General features: G+C 60.8%; 14 protein-coding genes and 1 tRNA gene. 11 read left to right on the top strand and 4 right to left on the bottom strand.

The genetic code is table 11. The features are described from left to right. Window positions 1–25: 25 nt before the first annotated feature. Window positions 26–2,302 carry a copper-transporting P-type ATPase gene (locus H5P28_RS03775; protein ID WP_221773349.1) on the bottom strand — a complete coding sequence of 759 codons (2,277 nt, stop codon included), beginning with the start codon at window positions 2,300–2,302 and terminating at the stop codon, window positions 26–28. Between the two features lie 233 nt (window positions 2,303–2,535). Here H5P28_RS03775 and H5P28_RS03770 point away from each other — a divergent pair. After that, window positions 2,536–2,623, top strand: a tRNA-Ser gene (locus H5P28_RS03770). Window positions 2,624–2,914: 291 nt separating this feature from the next. Here H5P28_RS03770 and H5P28_RS03765 read toward each other — a convergent pair. Further along, window positions 2,915–4,138, bottom strand: a complete 1,224-nt coding sequence (locus H5P28_RS03765) for a PEP-CTERM sorting domain-containing protein (protein ID WP_185674380.1) — start codon at window positions 4,136–4,138, stop codon at window positions 2,915–2,917. A 221-nt stretch (window positions 4,139–4,359) separates the two neighbouring features. Here H5P28_RS03765 and H5P28_RS03760 point away from each other — a divergent pair, with 221 nt between their 5' ends. The 6 genes from H5P28_RS03760 to H5P28_RS03735 all read left to right on the top strand — a co-directional run bounded on the left by H5P28_RS03760 (window position 4,360) and on the right by H5P28_RS03735 (window position 9,297). Beyond that, on the top strand, window positions 4,360–4,857 hold the full coding sequence (locus tag H5P28_RS03760; RefSeq protein ID WP_185674379.1) for a hypothetical protein: 498 nt from the start codon (window positions 4,360–4,362) through the stop codon (window positions 4,855–4,857). A gap of 49 nt (window positions 4,858–4,906) precedes the next feature. After that, window positions 4,907–5,389 (top strand): phage holin family protein, encoded by a 483-nt coding sequence (locus H5P28_RS03755; RefSeq protein ID WP_185674378.1) that lies wholly within the window; start codon window positions 4,907–4,909, stop codon window positions 5,387–5,389. Between the two features lie 146 nt (window positions 5,390–5,535). Continuing rightward, entirely contained in the window at window positions 5,536–6,933 is a 1,398-nt protein-coding gene (gene lpdA, locus H5P28_RS03750) for a dihydrolipoyl dehydrogenase (protein ID WP_185674377.1), read from the top strand. A gap of 224 nt (window positions 6,934–7,157) precedes the next feature. Next, on the top strand, window positions 7,158–7,679 hold the full coding sequence (locus H5P28_RS03745) for a GNAT family N-acetyltransferase (protein ID WP_185674376.1): 522 nt from the start codon (window positions 7,158–7,160) through the stop codon (window positions 7,677–7,679). A 48-nt stretch (window positions 7,680–7,727) separates the two neighbouring features. Then, window positions 7,728–8,324, top strand: a complete 597-nt coding sequence (gene recR, locus H5P28_RS03740; protein ID WP_185674375.1) for a recombination mediator RecR — start codon at window positions 7,728–7,730, stop codon at window positions 8,322–8,324. A gap of 166 nt (window positions 8,325–8,490) precedes the next feature. Next, on the top strand, window positions 8,491–9,297 hold the full coding sequence (locus H5P28_RS03735) for a hypothetical protein (RefSeq protein ID WP_185674374.1): 807 nt from the start codon (window positions 8,491–8,493) through the stop codon (window positions 9,295–9,297). 87 nt (window positions 9,298–9,384) lie between these two features. Here H5P28_RS03735 and H5P28_RS03730 read toward each other — a convergent pair whose 3' ends face one another. Together H5P28_RS03730 and H5P28_RS03725 are read right to left on the bottom strand one after the other, a co-directional pair. Continuing rightward, a complete protein-coding gene (locus H5P28_RS03730) occupies window positions 9,385–10,371 on the bottom strand; it encodes a malate dehydrogenase (protein WP_185674373.1) in 987 nt (328 codons plus the stop codon). A gap of 88 nt (window positions 10,372–10,459) precedes the next feature. After that, complete coding sequence (locus H5P28_RS03725; protein WP_185674372.1) at window positions 10,460–11,524, bottom strand: 3-deoxy-7-phosphoheptulonate synthase; 1,065 nt, start codon at window positions 11,522–11,524, stop codon at window positions 10,460–10,462. Window positions 11,525–11,636: 112 nt separating this feature from the next. Between H5P28_RS03725 and ygfZ the strand changes: the two genes are divergently transcribed. The 4 genes from ygfZ (at window position 11,637) to H5P28_RS19690 (ending at window position 18,111) form a co-directional block, all read left to right on the top strand. Further along, complete coding sequence (gene ygfZ / locus H5P28_RS03720) at window positions 11,637–12,563, top strand: CAF17-like 4Fe-4S cluster assembly/insertion protein YgfZ (RefSeq protein WP_185674371.1); 927 nt, start codon at window positions 11,637–11,639, stop codon at window positions 12,561–12,563. 342 nt (window positions 12,564–12,905) lie between these two features. Next, window positions 12,906–13,181, top strand: a complete 276-nt coding sequence (locus H5P28_RS03715; RefSeq protein WP_185674370.1) for an HU family DNA-binding protein — start codon at window positions 12,906–12,908, stop codon at window positions 13,179–13,181. Between the two features lie 60 nt (window positions 13,182–13,241). Beyond that, window positions 13,242–14,408 (top strand): galactokinase, encoded by a 1,167-nt coding sequence (gene galK / locus H5P28_RS03710; protein ID WP_185674369.1) that lies wholly within the window; start codon window positions 13,242–13,244, stop codon window positions 14,406–14,408. A gap of 334 nt (window positions 14,409–14,742) precedes the next feature. Next, a complete protein-coding gene (locus H5P28_RS19690; RefSeq protein ID WP_185674368.1) occupies window positions 14,743–18,111 on the top strand; it encodes an ATP-binding protein in 3,369 nt (1,122 codons plus the stop codon). Window positions 18,112–18,272: the final 161 nt, after the last annotated feature.

The following is an 18,272-nucleotide window of genomic DNA, read 5'->3' as shown; positions in this document are numbered from 1 at the left end:
AGGGGGCGTTGAGAGGCGCTGGCGCTTAGCGCTTGAGCGGCGTGGACTTGAGCCGGAGGGCGTTGGTGATGACCGAGACCGAGCTCAGGCTCATGGCGAGCGCGGCGATCATCGGGTTGAGCAGCACCCCGATAAAGGGGTACAGGATGCCCGCGGCCACCGGGACGCCGACGCCGTTGTAGATGAAGGCGAAAAAGAGATTCTGCCGGATGTTGCGCATGACGGTGTGACTGAGCGCGATGGCGTGCTCGACGCCGCGCAGGTCACCCTTGACCAGTGTGACCCCGGCGCTCTCCATCGCCACGTCCGTTCCCGTGCCCATGGCGATGCCGACATCGGCCGCGCTGAGGGCGGGGGCATCGTTAACCCCATCCCCGGCCATGGCCACACGGCGGCCTTGCTGGCGCAGGCGCTTGACCTCCTCGATTTTGTCGCCGGGCTTGACGCCCGCGCGGTAAGTTTCGATCCCGAGCTTGCCGGCTACGGCTTTGGCCGTGCCCTCGTTGTCGCCGGTGAGCATGACAAGTTTGATGCCGCGCGCCTGAAGGGCTTTGACCGCCTCGGGGGTTGTGGTCTTGATCGGGTCGGCCACCGCAATGAAGCCGAGCACAGATTCCCCCCGGGCGACAAACATGACCGTCTTGCCCTCGGCGCTGAGGGTGGAGGCTTTGTCTGCCAGTGACTTTGGCAGGGAACTTCCGCCAGTTGCGAATTCCTCGTTGCCGACCCGGAGGGCTGAGCCGTCGACTTGGCCCTTGATGCCGCCGCCGGTGACGGACTCGAAGTCGCTGGCTTTGGACAGGTCGAGCTTGCGCTCGCGGGCGGCGTTGGCAATGGCCGCGGCCAGTGGGTGCTCGCTGCCTTGTTCGAGCGAGGCGGCCAGACGCAGCACCTCATCCTCCCCGACCTCGCCGACGGCGGCAAGGTCGGTCAGGGCGGGCTTGCCCTCGGTCAGGGTGCCGGTCTTGTCGAGGCAGAGGGTGTCGATTTTTTCTAGCTTTTCCAGACTCTCGGCGTTTTTGATCAGGATGCCCTCAGTCGCGCCGCGTCCGACGCCGACCATGATGGAAATCGGAGTGGCCAGCCCGAGCGCGCAGGGGCAGGCGATGATGAGCACGGCCACGGCATTGACAAAAGCGTAGGTGAGGGCAGGGGCAGGACCCCAGAGCGCCCAGCAGATAAAGGATATAATCGCGATGCCGACGACCACCGGCACGAAAATGCCCGCCACCTTGTCGGCCACGGCCTGGACGGGGGCGCGGCTGCGCTGGGCCTCGGCGACCTGGGCCACGATATGGGCCAGCACGGTGTCGGCTCCGACCTGCTCCGCCTGCATGATAAATGAGCCGCGCTCGTTGAGTGTGCCGCCGGTTACAGTGTCATCCACCGTTTTTTCCACCGGGAGGGATTCGCCGGTGAGCATGGACTCGTCCACCGAGCTGCCGCCCTCTACGATGACGCCGTCCACGGGTACCTTTTCGCCTGGTTTGACGCGTAGCCACATGCCTTTCTCGACGTTGGCAATGTCGATTTCCTCCTCGCTGCCGTCGTCGTGGACGACCCGGGCGGTCTTGGCCGCCTGGTCCATGAGCGCCCGCAACGCCTCGCCGGTGCGGCCACGGGCGCGGGCTTCGAGCATCTGCCCGAGGAGCACGAGCGAGAGGATGACGGCGGTCGATTCAAAATAGACATGGACCTCGCCGCCGTGCCCCCGGAACGAGTCCGGGAAAATCCCCGGAGTCAGCAACGCGACGGTCGAAAAGATAAAGGCCGCACCCGCGCCGGTCATGATGAGTGTGAACATGTTCAGGTTGAAGCCTTGCAGCGACTTGAACCCGCGCGTGAAGACGAAATTTCCCGCCCAGAAGACCACCGGCAGGGTCAGGATGAACTGGACCCAGCGGTTGGCGGTGTGGGGGAGCAGGTCGTTCATGCCGGGCCAGGCCATCGGGAGCATGGCCAGCAGGAAGACCGGAATGCTGAAAACGAGCGAGCCCCAGAACCGCCGCGCCATCGCCCGGAACTCTTCCCGGGCCGCTTCGTCGCCCGCGCTGGCGTCCTCGGGTTCGAGCGCCATGCCGCACTTGGGGCACACGCCCGGCCCAGCCTGGCGCACGCCCGGACACATCGGGCAGATGTACATCGTCACCCCTGGGATGACTGGCCCGGCGGGCTTTTGCGGTCCGTGGTGGTGCCTGGCGTGGGCGTCGCCGTGATGTCCGTGGCAGCAAGGCTTCTTGGCGGGAGCTTCGCTGGCGGCCGGTTTTTCCTCTTTTTTATGATGAGAGCAACAGTCGGACATGTCTGCTTCTTAATTATGCCCACGACCGCATTTCTGGCAAATCTGAACTGCCTTTGTTTACCTCTCCTTGCGTGGGAGAGAGGATGTTGGCGCCTTGTCTGCTGCCGGGCGTGACTAATGGCAATGAGCAGGGGGGAGGGGCGTAGGAGTACAGGCCTGGAAAGTCTCCTGTCCGGTGAAAAATTGCCCTTTCCCTTCCGAGAAAAATCCGCTAGCTTGCGCCCCTTCAATCAGGAGAGGTGGCAGAGTGGCCGATTGCGGCGGTCTTGAAAACCGCTGTCCCGCAAGGGACCGGGGGTTCGAATCCCTCCCTCTCCGCCACAAGCGCTCGGCGCTTGACCCGATTGAGGGGCTGTGCTACGGCACTGCGTGCCTACCCCTTGTGGTTTCGATCGCGTAACGAAAGTTCGTATCTCCTTACCATCCACCCCGGCATTGGTCCCTCCGTGCCAATGCATGCTGAAACAGGGATAAGGTTCTGAAAATCAATGATCTCAGGATTCCCAGCGCTCAATCCCCGGTATCGAGTTGGCCGTTGAACAATGCTTTGGCGGTAACAGGCTGATGACAATGAAAGGTTTTGCCCCGGACAGGCTTTGACTGGATCGGATATCAAGAGTGTGGGTCTGCTACCCGGCTCTTGCGCCACTGTCGCCAGCCGAGGAAGGCCGCGCCGAGCGTCATCAGAATGCCGCCCATGACCGTGCTGGGTTCGGGGATGACCGAAAAGCTGGAGAAGGGGACGAGTTGGCCGTTGTCGAGCAGCTTCGCGCCGTAAATGCCGGGGCTGTAGCCGTCCGGGTTGACAAAGGTGATGGAGTTCAACTGGTCGGCCGTGAGGCTGCTGGCGTCGGTGCCGAAGTAGATCTGGCTAAAGCCGTTGCCCTCGCCGGAGGAGTCGCCGCTCCAGTTGGTGATGACGAGGCTGCCGCTCCAGGAGGTGCCGCTGCTGTCGGCAAAGTTGACCGTGCCGCTCTGGCCCAGGTCGATGGTCGAGGAGGAGGAGAGGGTCAAGGTGCCGAGGCGCTCGGAATTGCCCGCGGTGGCGAAGGTGCCGCCGTTCAGGTTCATCGTGGTGTTGTCGGCGATCTGGTTGGAGGAGGCCAGCAAGAGGGTGCCGCCGTTGATGGAAATATTGCCGGAAGCGGCGGTGGCTCCGCCGGTTTTGTTCAGCACGACGGTCCCGTTTTCAATGGTGAGGCTGTTGAGCTTGTTGGACTCGGAGCCGCTCAGGATGAGGGTGCTGTTACCTTCCTTGGTGATACCGCCGGTGGGGGCGACCGGCTCCCATTGCCAGCCTTTGTTGATCGCACCATTGATATTCAGGGTGCCGCCATTGTTGCCGGTTATGAGGATATTTTCCTGAAAGTCCACGCCACTGTTGATAATCGCCGTGCCGGTATGATCGACGCTGATGACCGGGGCGTTGGTAAACTTGAAGATCTTGACGGAGGAGTTGTTGTTGATCGTGTAAGTCGAGTTTCCGAGGCTGTCCAGAAAGTGGATTTCCTTCTGGGTATGGATCCACCCGTCATTGAAGGAGGAGGTGCCCGTCCCAAAGTTCATGATCGTATTGGCCGCCGCCGGGTCGTCGTACTGCGACGGCGGAGCGGTGCCCCCGGCCCAGTTGGAGCCTTGGGACCAACCGTTGTACCAAGGGCTTCCTACCCAGTTGTAAACGTTGGAACTGCTGCCGTTGTTGCCATTGCCGTTGCCGTTCCCATTGCCATTTCCGTTGTTGGCGAGGAGGGTAAAGGGGGTGCAGGCCAAGGCCACGCAAGCTGCGAGGTGAGCGGTTGCGTGGAAGAGGCGACTGGCGATGGAGGTTCGGACCATGACGTGAATACTGAAACTGACGAAAATTTCTATACTAATAATATCGTCACAACGGCGCTTTGGACAAGTGCTTTAGGTGCGGTTTCTGGAAACATTTTCAGGTTTATTTATAACGTCCTTTGAGCCAGGGCATTAAGGGTTTTTATCAAAATTCTGTCAACCGGGACTGGCAAATGAGTTCGCGCTTGAGGGCAGGGGAGAGCCCTGCTAGGGTTGACCGCATGATCCGGTTCCTGCTTCTCGGTCTTGTCTGTTTTTTTGTGACCGGTTACCACGCTGTGGCTGAAGATGCGCAAGCGGTTGATATCAATGCGCTTGAGATTGGGGATGAGCTGCCGGAAGACGGTATTTACTTCCCACTGCAAGGAGAGGTGCCCGGCACGGTCAACCTGCGTTTCATCGGGACGAACCTGCGGGTCTATTTTCTCGATCCGGAGGGGAAGATTATGGAGCCGGTGTTTCCGAGCGCACTGGTTCGCTACCGTAAAGCAATCGGTAGCGCGGCGACCAACCTCATGCTGACGACCGTGTTAAACGCCGGGCCTGGCAATGTTTACCTGACCAGTCCGCGGGTGCTGACGCAGCCTCTGTACTACCGGGTGTGGCTGGTGCTCAAGACCGCCGATGCGGACGACTCCGCTGAAGAGGATACTAACGGCACACAGGCCTATCCGATGCGCATTCTCCGCGGGATCGGCTCGTCGGCTTCCGAGGAATGAACCGGACTGCGGGGTTGCGTCCTCGTCCAAGCCGTGCGAAAGTCTGCCCGTGGATAACCGACCCGCGCGCAAAGGCCAGATCAACTTCGTCAAGCTCCTGCAAAGCTGGGTGCTGATCGCACTTGGGGTGCTGATCGCCTCCAGCCTGAGCGACGGTGTGCACTACGACAGCCGGGGGACGCTCGTGCTGGTTGTGCTCCTGCTGAGCCTGTTCAACCTCGTTATTCGGCCGGTGCTGATTCTGTTCGCGCTGCCCTTTGTCGTGCTGACTTTCGGCTTTGGGCTGGTCGTGATTAATGCCCTCGTGCTCCTGCTGGTCGAGGCGGTCGTGCCGGGCTTCCAGTTGGCCTCTTTCTGGTCGGCGCTCTGGGTGGCGCTGGTCATCAGCCTGGTCAGCCTCGCGGCTAACCTTCTCGTCGGCGGCAGCCGGGTCAAGGTCACGGTCCGGCGTTCCGGCCCTCCCGGAAAAGGTCCGGACTCCTCCGCGCGCAAAAACCTCTCCGGCAACGACGACGATGTGATCGACATCTGAGGGCTGGCGTCGGTCCCTGAATCCCGCCTGCAAACGCGTTCACAGGGCAGGGGAGCGGGGTTCCTATTTTGCGACAAGCCCGAAGCGGCATTGACGGGCACCCCGAATGCGGCTTTAGTTCCCTTTTTTTACAAAGAAATACCGTTATGGCAGACGAACCGACATACGATCTGGTAGTAATCGGCGGCGGACCCGCCGGGTACGCGGGCGCTATTCGCGCCGGGCAATTGGGCAAGAAAGTGGCCTGCGTTGAAATGGAACGCGCGGGCGGCACCTGCCTGAACTGGGGCTGCATTCCCTCCAAGGCCCTGCTCAAGAGCGCCGAACTCTACCGCACCATGCTTCACGCCGAGGACTTCGGCTTCAAGGTCGGAGGCATTGAGGTGGACTTCGCGAAGGTCGTCGAGCGTTCGCGCGGCGTCGCCAACCAGATGGCCAAGGGCATCGAGTTCCTCTTCCGCAAGAACAAGGTCGAGTACATCCGTGGCAAGGCCCAGATCAACGTCCCCGGCCTGGTCGAGATCACCGACGGCGAGGACAAGGGCAAGATCCTTTCCACGAAGAATGTCCTCGTCGCCACCGGGTGTCGCGCCCGCATGCTTCCCGGCCTCAAGGCTGACGGCAAGCGCGTCATGACGGCCCGCGAGATCCTCGACCGCCGCGATCTGCCCAAGTCCTGCATCGTGCTCGGGGCCGGTGCCATCGGGATGGAGTTCGCCTACTTCATGAACTCCTTCGGCTGCGAGGTCACTATTGTCGAAATGCTCCCGAACGTCCTGCCGGTTGAGGACGACGAGGTGTCGAAGTTTGTCGAGCGCGATTTCAAGAAGCAGGGCGTCACGATCCACACCGACACCAAAGCTGAAAATATCGCCGTGACCGACGACGGCGTCACCCTCGACGCGGTCAAGGGCGACAAGATCACCCCGCTCAAGGCCGAGAGCCTGCTCGTGGCCATCGGTGTCCAGGCCAATATGGACGGCCTGCTGTCCAAGAAGGTCAAGCTGGAGATGGACCGCAAGTACATCAAGGTGGACCGCCACTACAACACTTCCGTCAAGGGTATCTACGCCGCCGGCGACATCATCGGACCGCCCTGGCTCGCCCACGTCGCCACCTACGAGGCCGTGCAGGCTGTTAATGGCATGTTCGGCCACGGGGAACCGCGTCCGATGGAGCGCTTCCCCGGATGCACCTACTGCCAGCCGCAGGTCGCCAGCATTGGCATGACTGAGCGCGACGTGAAGGAAAAGGGCATCAAGTACAAGATCGGGAAGTTCCCCTTCACCGCCTCCGGCAAGGCGGTGGCCGCCGCCGAGTCAGACGGCTTCGTCAAGCTGATCGTGGCCGAAGAGGATGGCGAAATCCTCGGGGCGCACATCACCGGGCATGAAGCCACCGAGCTGATCGCCGAGTACGCGCTGGGCATGGAACTGGAAGCCACCTGGGAGGAAATCCACGGGACCATCCACGCCCACCCGACCCTCAGCGAGGCCCTCATGGAAGCCGCTGCCGCCACCCACGGCGAAGCGATCCATATTTAGTTAAATGGCTGATTGTTAATGGTTAATTGTTGAATGCTGAACGCTGAACGCCGGAAACAACGATTAACCATTCAATCATTTAGCCATTTTCTCTCGTTTTACCGCCCTGTGGTTGCCGGAGGCGCTGTCTAGCCTCCGGCAACCGGCAGTGGGCGTTTTCTTGTCCGATGCTTGCCGGAATTGCCTGACCGGCCACTGATGCGCGGCGGGAACATTCTGCTATCATGGCTGTACCGCTTATCATCGACGCGATGCGGGCCGGGGACATCCCGGCTGCGATCCAGGTCCAGCAGGCGTCTTTCGAGCCGCACCTGCTCGAATCACGGGCTGTGTTTGAGGACCGTTTCGGGCGCTTTGGCGAGTTTTTCCTCGTGGTGAGGGAAGGGGACGAGCTTGTCGGCTACGCGCTGGCCTTTCCGTGGCTGCTGGGGACTTGTCCGGAAAATGACCGGCCTTTTCCGGCACAGTTGCCGAAGCCGGATTGTTTTTACCTGCACGACATCACTCTGCTCGCCCGTTGTCGCGGGGCCGGTACTGCCGTCCGTATGCTGGCAAGCATCAGCGAGATGGCCGTGACCGCCGGGTTCGAGTGTCTGTCGCTGGTTTCCGTGGCGCAGGCGGGCGGCTACTGGGATCGACAGGGCTTTACGGAGCTGGAGGGGCTGGATGTTGCCGTGCTGGAGAAAATCCTGGCCAGCTACGGCGAGGGTTCCCGGCTGATGGTTCGCCCGCTGCTCCCCGCATAAATGACGTGACAAGCCCCCGGTGCGGGTGTTTGTTTCCCTGCCTACGTCATGTCGGAATCTCTGGAAAAGGTGGAGCAGCTTCTGAAGCAGTTGCCCGGTCTGGGCTATCGCTCGGCCGAGCGGATCGCGCTGCATCTGCTGGTGGAAAAGCCCGAGCGGCTGGAGCCGCTGGTCGAGGCGTTGCGGCAGGCCGCCGCCAACCTGCGTCGCTGCCCGATCACCGGGAATCTGACCGAGGCCGATACCTGCGCCATTTACGCCGACCCGGCGCGTCACCGCGAGGTGACCTGCGTTGTCGAAACCGTCCCCGACCTGCTCGCGATTGAGCGTTCGGGCGTCTATCGCGGCGTGTACCACGTGCTCCACGGCAAGCTTTCGCCGCTGCACGGCGTCGGCCCGTCGAACCTGAACTTCGCCAGCCTGCGCCGCCGGATCGAGGAGGGCGAGGTGCAGGAGCTGATCCTCGCGCTGTCCAACGATATCGAGGGCGAGGCTACCTGCCACTACATCCAGGACGAGCTCCTGGCCGGGCGCGCGGACATCCGGCTTTCGCGCATCGGCTTTGGCCTGCCCAGCGGCGGCGGCATCACCTACGCCGACTCCGCCACCCTCAAAAGCGCCCTCGACGGGCGCAGAGACTTTTAGGAACAGGGGGAGGGAGGTTTTTTTCTGGGCTTACGCAGCCCAGACCCGCGGCAAGCGCAGCTTGCACTTTCGATGCGCAGCAAAACTGGGTCGCCACCATCGGGGAGAGGGAGCGGTTATTTGCGATTGAAGGGCATGTGCGGATTGTGATAGCTCATATCCAGCGATGAAACCCCTGTTCGCGCTCAGCCTCTTCTTGAATCTCGGCCTTCTCGTTGCCGTCGGCTACCTGTTGGCCCGCGGTCCGGAAGTCGTGACCAGAAAGGAGCAGGTTGTCGTCACGAAGACCCTCAACCCGAACATCGAACTGGAGACGCGGATCATCGCGCTGGAGGCGGAGCTGGTGCAAGAGAACGCGAAAGTGACTGATACTACGTCAGCGATGAACCGTAGCTGGAGAGAGTTGCCGCCGATCATAATTCCTCAGACACCGGCAGAGCTGGGAGCAATGGATGGTCGAGTTTTTCGGATACTTTGGGATCTTCGCGAACGTTTCCCTGAGTTTCCGGAGCCGGGCTCAGAGGATTATGAGATTTTTGTAAACGGGTTGGATGCTTTCTTTGCCCAATTGACTCCGTTGTTTGTCGCGCGTCAAGAGATGGAGAGTGGGAAGTTAAGTGCCGGAGACGTTGATGGATATGTAGAAGGTTATTTTGAGACTAAGCTGGGACTTCCCGCTCAATGGACAACGCAAGTATTGGAAGTTGTTCGTCGTTATCGTAAGGACCCAGAGTTTCTGACCTATCAGAACAGAATTCTAAATCGTGATCCTTTTTCCTCTCTGAGCGAGAACGTAGAGTTAGCGGAAGCTGCTTACTTGGAAATCAGCAGCTTGTTATCGCAAGGGGGCGTTGAATATGAAGACCGTCTTCTTGTTCAATTGACAAGGGATAGCTTGTTTTCAACCGATCAGGGGGATGTTCGAATGTATTTCACGCTGTTTGATGATTTAATGAGTACTTACCAACCATAAAAAAGCCCGGTCGATTGACCGGGCTTGAAAAGGTTGCGGCGCGGGGCCGCGGAAGTTGTTTGGATCAGGTGCCGTGGGGCGCTCGCTTTAGGCGAGGGCGGCCATGGCGGTTTCCTTCTCGGAGGTGAGCTCGTTGATGGAGACGGCGATCTTTTCCTTGGCGAAGTCGTTGAGGTGAAGGCCCTTGACCACTTCCCACTTGGTGCCGTCGGACTTGATCGGCAGGGAGGTGATGATGCCTTCGGGGGCACCGTATTCGCCCTTGGAGCAGACGCAGACGCTGTGGAAGTCGCCGGGGGCGGTCGGGGTGGTCAGGCTGACCACGGTGTCAACCACGGCGTTGGCGGCCGAAGCGGCGGAGGAGGCTCCACGGGCTTCGATGATGGCCGCGCCGCGCTTGCCGACGACGGGGAGGAAGGTTTCTTCCAGCCAGGCCTTGTCGGTGATGACTTCGGTGGCGGGCTTGCCGTTGATCTTCGCGTTGGTGAAGTCGGCGAACATCGTCGGGGAGTGGTTGCCCCACACGCACAGGTTGGAGACGGCGCTCACGGGTACGCCGGCCTTCTGGGCGAGTTGGCTCTTGGCGCGGTTTTCGTCCAAGCGGGTCATGGCGAAGAAGCGGTCGTTGGGGACGTCGGGGGCGTTCTGCATGGCGATCAGGCAGTTCGTGTTGCAGGGGTTACCCACCACGAGCACGCGCACATCCTTGGCGGCGTTGTCGTTGATGGCCTTACCCTGGCCGACGAAGATCTTGCCGTTGATGCCGAGCAGTTCGGCGCGTTCCATGCCCTTCTTGCGCGGCACGCTGCCCACGAGCAGGGCCCAGTTGACGTCCTTGAAGCCGACGTTGAGGTCGGAGGTCTGGACGACGTCGGTCAGCAGCGGGAAGGCGCAGTCCTCAAGCTCCATCACGACACCCTTGAGGGCATTCATGCCGGGTTCGATTTCGATCAGGTTGAGGGCGACCGGTTGGTCCGGGCCGAACATCTGGCCGGAGGCGATACGGAAGAGGAGAGCGTAGCCGATTTGACCGGCGGCTCCTGTGACGGCGACACGAATGGGTGCTTTGCTCATGGTTTTGCTTCTATACGGGTTACCTTTGTAGATGACATTAGTTGCGCTCATTGCGAAGACGGGGTTCAATAATGAATGCTGATTTGATTTAGGCGAGAGAAAAGCGATTTTCCAACGCTTTAAATGTGCTTCGGATCATTTTTTCGGTTTCATCCCAGCCCACGCAGGGGTCGGTGATGGAAACGCCGTAGTCCATCTTTTCCCCGATCACGATTTTCTGGCTGCCGGGGTTGAGGTTGCTCTCGACCATGGCGCCGATGATGCCGTCCTGGCCCTGGCTGAGCTGGCTGACCACATCGGCCAGGATCTCGGGGTAGCGGGTGTAGTCCTTGCAGGCGTTGTCGTGGCTGCAATCGACCATGAGCGCCGGGACGAGTCCGCTGGACTTGAGCTTGGCCAGGTAATCCGTGACGTGCTGGGCGTCGTAGTTGGGGCCGTTTTTGCCGCCGCGCAGAACGAGGTGGCAGTCCGGGTTGCCCTTGGTGGTGACGGAGGCGGCGCGGCCCTGCTGGTCGATGCCGAGGAAGGTCTGTTCGCGGCTGGCGGCGTTGATGGCGTTGACGGCGGCCTCGATGGAGCCGTCCGTGCTGTTCTTGAACCCGAGCGGCATGGACAGGCCGGAGGCCATCTGCCGGTGGGTCTGGCTCTCGGTCGTGCGCGCGCCGATGGCCGACCAGCAGATCAGGTCCGCGATGTACTGCGGGGTGATCGGGTCGAGCAGCTCGGTGGCAGTGGGCAGGCCCAGGTCGATGACTTCGCGCAGAAACTCCCGGGCGATGCGCAGGCCGGCGGGGATGTTGTAGCTCTTGTCGATGTAGGGGTCCATGATGAGCCCCTTCCACCCGACGGTCGTGCGCGGCTTTTCAAAGTACACGCGCATGACGATGAGGATGCGCTCGCGCACCTCCTCGGAGAGCTTGGCAAGCTTGCGGGCGTACTCGCGTCCGGCGGCGATGTCGTGGATCGAGCACGGGCCGACGACGAGCAGCAGGCGCTTGTCGTTGCCAAAGATGATACGGTGAATCTCGCGCCGGGCGGCGGCGACAAAGTCTTGCTGCGCCTCCGTGCGGGGGATCTCCTGAAGTAATTGTGCCGGGGCGGGAAGTTCCCGCGTGGCGGCGATATTGATGTCGGTGACCTTACAGGGCTCCATTGTGGATCTTTCGAAAAACATCATATCACGTTTGACGAAGCGGGTCTTTTCAAGGCTATTCTTGTGACGTGCTGGTTAAATCCGGCCCCGCCAAGCCCTTTTCATCCTTCCCATGCCTGACGCTCTCACTGCCCAGACCCGCCCCGCCGCCGTGCTCCGCGTGAGCGGCGAAGACGCTCCGACCTACCTTCAAAGCCAGTTCAGCAATGACTTGCGCGGGCTCGCCCCCGGCCAGACTCGCTATGGGCTGTGGCTCGACCGTAAGGGCAAGGTCCACGCCGACAGCCTGATTTTCGTCCTCGGGGCGGAGGAGTTTGTGCTGCTGAGCTATTTCTGCTCCGCAGACCTTCTGGCTGCCAAGCTTGAAGAAAACATCATCGCCGACGAGGTGGAGATCGAGGACCTGACTGCCGAGGCCCGCCTGCTGGTCGAAATCGGCCTGCCTGCCGCCGAAGTGCCCGTTGCCGGGACTTTTGTCGCCCAGGAAGAGGGGCCGGGGGGTGAGTCGGGCGCGGGCAGCATCGGGGATCGCCCGTTTGCCGCCGGGCTGAGTTTTGCGGGGAGGCGCTCGGTGCGCTCGTGCCGGGAAACACTCTGGCTGCGCGGGTTGCCGGAGGGGGAGAGCGCGAGTTGCGGAATCAGTGCCGACGCTCTCGCCTTCGAGCGGATCGTGGCTGGAATCCCGGCCGTCCCGATGGATATCGGGCCGGGAGATCTGCCGCAAGAGGGTGGGTTGGAAAAAGACGCCGTATCTTTTAATAAGGGCTGCTACCTTGGGCAGGAAGTCATGGCCCGGCTCGATGCGATGGGGCGGACCCAGCGGGCGCTTTTCCGGGTGAAGCTGGCGGCGTTGCCATCCGCTTTCCCGGCGCAAGTCCTTGACAGCGAAGGCCGGACGGTCGGCGAGGTGCGTTCGGCGGCGGCGGGCGATGGCAAGGTACTGGGGTTGGCGATGCTGAAGAAGCGTTCCCTGGAAGGAGGGGCGGTGCTCGTGCTCGCCGATGAGGGTGTGGTTGAAGTCGGGGAGGCACTGGCCTGATGAGTGAGCCGTTAGAGTCGCTCGTGCGCCTTTGCGAGAACCTCGGGGCGCCCCCCGAACAGGCCCTCACGATGGCCCGTCAGTTATGGAAACGTTCGGAGCAGATTGCCCTCGAACGTAATATTAAGCAGGTTGAGGCTATGGACCACCTCCTGAGGCTGATGGTCAGGGGGAGGCAGGGGGGCGTTTGGACCGATCCCCCGCCAGAAAAGGCCTCAGCCCCCGTCAAACCGGCAAAAAAACAGGGATCGGACCAAGATTAAGGTTGACGGTGCCTAGCTCGCATCTACGTAATCACCCTCGTATTCTCAAACCGTAAACATCCAAAACCTATACATTAATATGAATAAAGCAGAGCTTGTTATCGAAGTGCAAAAGCAACTCGGTAAAGACACCTCCAAGGCTCAGGCCGAACGTGCGGTTGACGCCTTCATCGACGCCATCAAGAAGGGCGTGAAGAAGGACAAGGCCGTCCAACTGATCGGTTTCGGCACCTTTTCCGTGACCAAGCGCGCTGCCCGTACCGGCGTGAACCCGAAGACCGGCGAAAAGATCAAGATTGCCGCTTCGAAGACCGTCAAGTTCAAGCCGGGCGCCGGTTTGAAGGCCGTCCTCTAATCTGTCCCGAAATTTTAGACTTGAGAAAGCCCGCAGTTACTGCGGGCTTTTTCTTTGCACATGAAAGAAGCCGTTAATTACTTCAAGGAACGCTTCGGGTCTGCCCCGGAGCATGTGGCCGTCGCTCCGGGCAGGCTTGAGTTCATCGGTAACCATACCGACTACAACGGTGGCCCCGTCATGGGGCTGGCTGTGGACTGTGTGATGGGGATCGCCCTCACGCGCACCGAGGGTGATGAGGCCGAGTTGGTCAGCCAGGGCCGTGACGACCGTGTGGTCGTTCCTCTGACCGACTTGAAGCCTGTGGAAGGGACGGACGGCTGGGTCAACTACCCGATGGGTGTCTTTCACGTGCTGCGCAAGCACGGCTACAAGATGCCGGGCGGCTTTCGGATGGCGGTGGCCAGCACGCTGCCCTCGGGCGCGGGTATGAGCAGCAGCGCGGCCTTTGAGCTGTCGGCGGCTTACGCTTTTTCCTCGGCTTACGGTTTCAAGGCGGATCGCAAGCAGATGGCCCGCTATGGGCGCGAGGCGGAAAATAACTTTGTGGGGATGCCCTGCGGGATTCTCGACCAGGGGGTGAGCGCCTTCGGCGAGGAGAACCACATCGTGAAGATCGACTGCAAGACCGAGACCTTTGAGCGGGTGCCGATGCCTGCCGGGGTGCATTTCTGGGTCTTCAATACGCAGAAAAAGCATGCCCTGCTGGACTCTCTCTACGCCACACGGCACAAGGAATGCCTCGAAGCCTTTGACATCCTCAAGGTGAAGTACCCCGAGCTGGAATGCCTGGCGGATGCCAACCTCGCCCAGCTCGAGAGCGTTTCCGGGCAGTTGTCCGAAAGCCTCCTGGCGCGTGCGCGCCACGTCATCACCGAGAGCATGCGCGTGCGTGAAATGGCTTCGGCACTGACCGACGGTGACCTCAAGCGCATGGGCGGCCTGCTGCTGGCCTCGCATGAAAGCTCGCGCCACGATTTCGAAAACAGTTGCGACGAACTGGACTTCCTCGTGGACGAACTGCGCCAGGTCGAGGGTGTCTATGGTTGCCGCCTGACCGGTGGCGGCTTCGGCGGGGCCGTTATGGTCGTGACCGACGGGACTTTTTCCGAGGCTTCGGCCAAGGATGCCTGCACCCGCTATCAGGAGCGTTTCGGGCATATGCCGACGGTTTTCCATACCCGTTCGGGGGCTGGCGCTCATGTGGTCGAATCGGTCGAGGCCTGAGCCCCGGCGGTTTTTCTTTTCCGTTTTTTGAGTCAGGCCGGGCTGTCGCCCGGCCTGATTTACATCCGGAGAGGATGGTTCTATGTATTTATGAGGACAACTGATCCATGCTATTAATCGGCTCCGGCAGAGCAGTCGCCGCGGGGAGGGTTGGCTTTTAAATCAATAGGTTCGACTTGCGAAGGGAGACTTTTCTATAAGATTCTGGAAGATGGTGAGCGGCACAGACACCCCATTTCGTCGCGTGTGCCCGTTTTCGTTCCTGAGCGCGGTTCTTGTGCTCGTGATTGCGGGGATTGTATATGCGGGCTGGCTGTTGCGAGTGGCATCGGCCGTGCAAATTCATCCGGGGCTGGCCCCGATGCAGGCGACGACGGCACTTGGTTTTGTCTTGTTCGCCGGGGCACTGCTCTTTTTATCCATTCGTCCGGTTTGGGACCGCTGGTCATTGACGAGATGGTTCAGCCTGGCCCTGCTGGTGTGGGGGGGAATCAATCTCGTGCAGCACGTGTTTCAGGTGGATCTGGGTATTGATCACCTGTTAGCGACGCCGTTTGTGACTGACCGTTCTCCAGCTCCGGGGCGGATGTCGGTGATGACCAGCCTGTGCTTTTTTCTGGGTGGCGTGGCAATGACATTGACTTCGTGCCGGAAAAATACGGTCGCCCGCGAAGCAGCTATCCTGCTTTTTGGCTGCTCACTGGCCGGGGTGGCGGGCGCGTCGCTGTTCCGCTACGCGATGGGGCTGCCCCCGATGCTTTGGCTGGAGTACAAGCTGTCGGAAATGGCTATCCATACCTCGCTGGCGTTTTTATTTCTGGCCTTGGGGGTGATTGCCCAGCGTTTCCGTTGTGGGGACTTCGAGCACCTGAAGAGCGCACGCTGGATCTGGGTGCCGGTGCTGGTTGGGACGCTGTTTTTTGTGCTGGCGGTGTATCTGGGACTGTCGGCGCAGACGGTGCAGAGCCGGATGCGTTTCGCCCAGTTACGGGCTGAGCTGATTGCGGGGCTGATTAATACCCGGCTCTACGACCTTAACGGCACCCTCGCGCGGGAAGCCCGCCAGGTTCTGGGCGAGGACACGCCGAACAAGGGCACATGGGATGAGGACGTTCAGTACCTGACGGACGATTTCCGCTCGCTCACCTACCTTTACCTTCGCAAGCCGGATGCGGGCGTGGAGTGGGTCTATCCGGAGGGAAGGGGAACACCAGAGCACGGGATGTTTGCCCTTGGCATAGAAGAGATGTCGGAAGATCTTCGGCAGACGGATATCCGCACCTGTCGTCTGGCGGATGGTGAGAGCGGGCTGTGCTGGAGTATCATGGCGTATAATGCCACGACTGGGCAGGGCGTGGAGCTGTTCGCAGTGGTGAATCGCCGCATTCTCATTGCCAATACGCTCGCATCCATTGGCCAGGACCATGTGGCGGTGACAGTTAGCGACGCGAAAAAAATTGAGACCGAGCCTGTCCAGCATCTGGGAGTCAGCTATGTAGAAATCGCTCCCGGGGTTTACTGGAAGGTTGTGGTTGACCCGGAACGGCTTTCGGGGCGGGACAGCCGCCTGCAGACGTTTTTCCTCGTCTCCGGTATTCTGACTGCGGGTTTGCTGGCCTTCCTCGCGCACTCACTTCAGGTGGGGCGCCATCGGTTGGAAAAGATTCGCGAGACTCAGTGGGAGCTTTCGCGAGAAAAGGCGCAGTTGCTCGCCTTTGTCCAGCACGCGCCCGCCGCGGTTGCTATGTTTGACCGGGAAGTCCGCTACATCGCCAGCAGTAACCGCTGGATCAGGGACTATGGGCTGGAGGGACAGCAACTGGCAGGGCGCTCACACTACGAGGTCTTCCCCAATGTCTCGGACGAGTGGAAGCGGATTCACCAGCGCTGCCTCCAGGGCCACGTCGAAAGCCGTGACCGCGACTGCTGGCGGCCGGAAGGGTGGGATCACGATCAGTACCTGCGCTGGGAAGTACGCCCCTGGACTGAGCCGGACGGAGAGGTTGGCGGCCTCATGATGTTTACCGAGGACATCACGCACGAGGTCGAGCATGAGCATGAACTTGAGGCCATGCGTGAGAAAGCCGAGGAGGCCAACCGACTCAAGAGTCAGTTCCTGGCCAACATGAGTCACGAGATACGCACGCCGATGAACGGTGTCATCGGGATGGCGACCATCCTGCTCGACACGAAGCTCGACCGGGAGCAACTTGAGTGCGTCGATACGATCCGTGAAAGCTCGGATGTGCTGCTTACGCTGATCAACGATATCCTCGACTACTCCAAGATCGAGGCGAAAAAGATGGAACTGGAGAGGGTGCCGTTTTCCCTGTCCGAACTGCTCACCACCACGGTTGAACTGCTGGCCCCGCTGGCTGTGCGCAAGAAGATTGAGCTGGTCGTCTGGTGCGCGGACGATGGCCCGGTCGAGTTGGAGGGCGACCCGGCCCGACTGCGTCAGGTCATTATGAACCTGCTCGGCAACGCCATCAAGTTCACTGACCAGGGCGAGGTCAGCCTGCTGGTCAGTGAGGCCAACTCGCGGCAGGATCGGCGCGTGCTGCGCTTCGAGGTCAAGGACTCCGGCATCGGAATGACCCCCAAGCAGTGCGAACAGATTTTCCAGCCTTTTATGCAGGCTGATGGCTCCACTGCCCGCAAGTACGGCGGGACTGGGTTGGGGCTTTCCATTTCCCAGAAAATCGTCGCCGTGATGGGCGGCGAGCTCAAGGTGGAAAGTGTGCTTGGGGAGGGGTCCAGCTTCTCCTTTACCCTGGAGTTTGACGTTCCTCCGCGCGAGGAACACGAGCCCCGCCCGATGGGGGCCGGTGATGCCCTCAAGGGCAAACGTTGCCTGCTGCTGATGCACAGCCCCACATCGGCGCGTCTGTTGACACGCCGCCTCTCGCGTTGGGGGGTCAAAAGCCGTTCGGTCTTCTCGTTGTGGGGGGCGCGTGAAATCCTCGAACGCGCGACACCGGAGGAAGCTTTTGATGTGGTGCTGGTGGATTCGGATGTCGAGGAGTGTGATGTCGATACCCTGACGCGCAAGGCCGGGCTGCGTCAGGACTTCCCGGCGGGTCGCCCGAAGGTCGTCCTGCTCAAATCGGTTGGTATCACCCTGAGCGATGATGAAGCCGAGCAAGCTGGTATCGACGACTGGATACGCAAGCCGGTCACGCCTTCGCGCCTGCTTGATGTGCTGATGCGCGTATCCTCTGTGGATGAGACGGTGGCGGAATCGGCTCCTGCCGCCGCTACGGCCCTGCCGGAAGTTTCCTCCTCCTACGGCGGGATCAAGGTACTGGTGGTCGATGACAACGCGGTCAACCTCAAGGTCATGGTCATGCTGCTGCGCAAGCTGGGCATCTCCGCGGATACCGCGGTCGACGGCGTGGAAGCGCTTGAGGCCTGGGACGGTGTAGGCTACCCGATTATTTTCATGGATTGCCAGATGCCGCGCATGGACGGTTACGCGGCCACGCGCCGCATTCGCGAATATTACCAACTGCGTGTGGAGCGGGGCCGGGAGCTGGAGCGCCCCTATATCGTGGCATTGACGGCAAACGTTCTCCCCGGCGATGCCGCCAAGTGCCTGCTGGCCGGGATGGACGATCACTTGCCCAAGCCGATGCAACTTGACGCTCTGCAAAATTGCCTGGAGCGTTGGTACTTCCAGCGCAAGCCGGTGGATGTGAGCTGATGCCCGCCGTTGGCCAAAAAAATCCCTTTTACCATTTCTCACCGGGGTTGAGGTTACCGTTCCTGCGAAGGAACGAAGTTCCGTCTCAAACGTTTTTTGGGGAGAGCGCGAGAGGCTGCTCTTTTCAAAAAACACCCTCTCGCATAACTCTCAAAACTACT

Origin of the sequence: Ruficoccus amylovorans, from assembly GCF_014230085.1 — a bacterium.
GTDB lineage: Bacteria > Verrucomicrobiota > Verrucomicrobiia > Opitutales > Cerasicoccaceae > Ruficoccus > Ruficoccus amylovorans.
The sequence above is the reverse complement of the archived record's forward strand: the minus strand, read 5'-3'. Positions and strand labels throughout refer to the sequence as shown.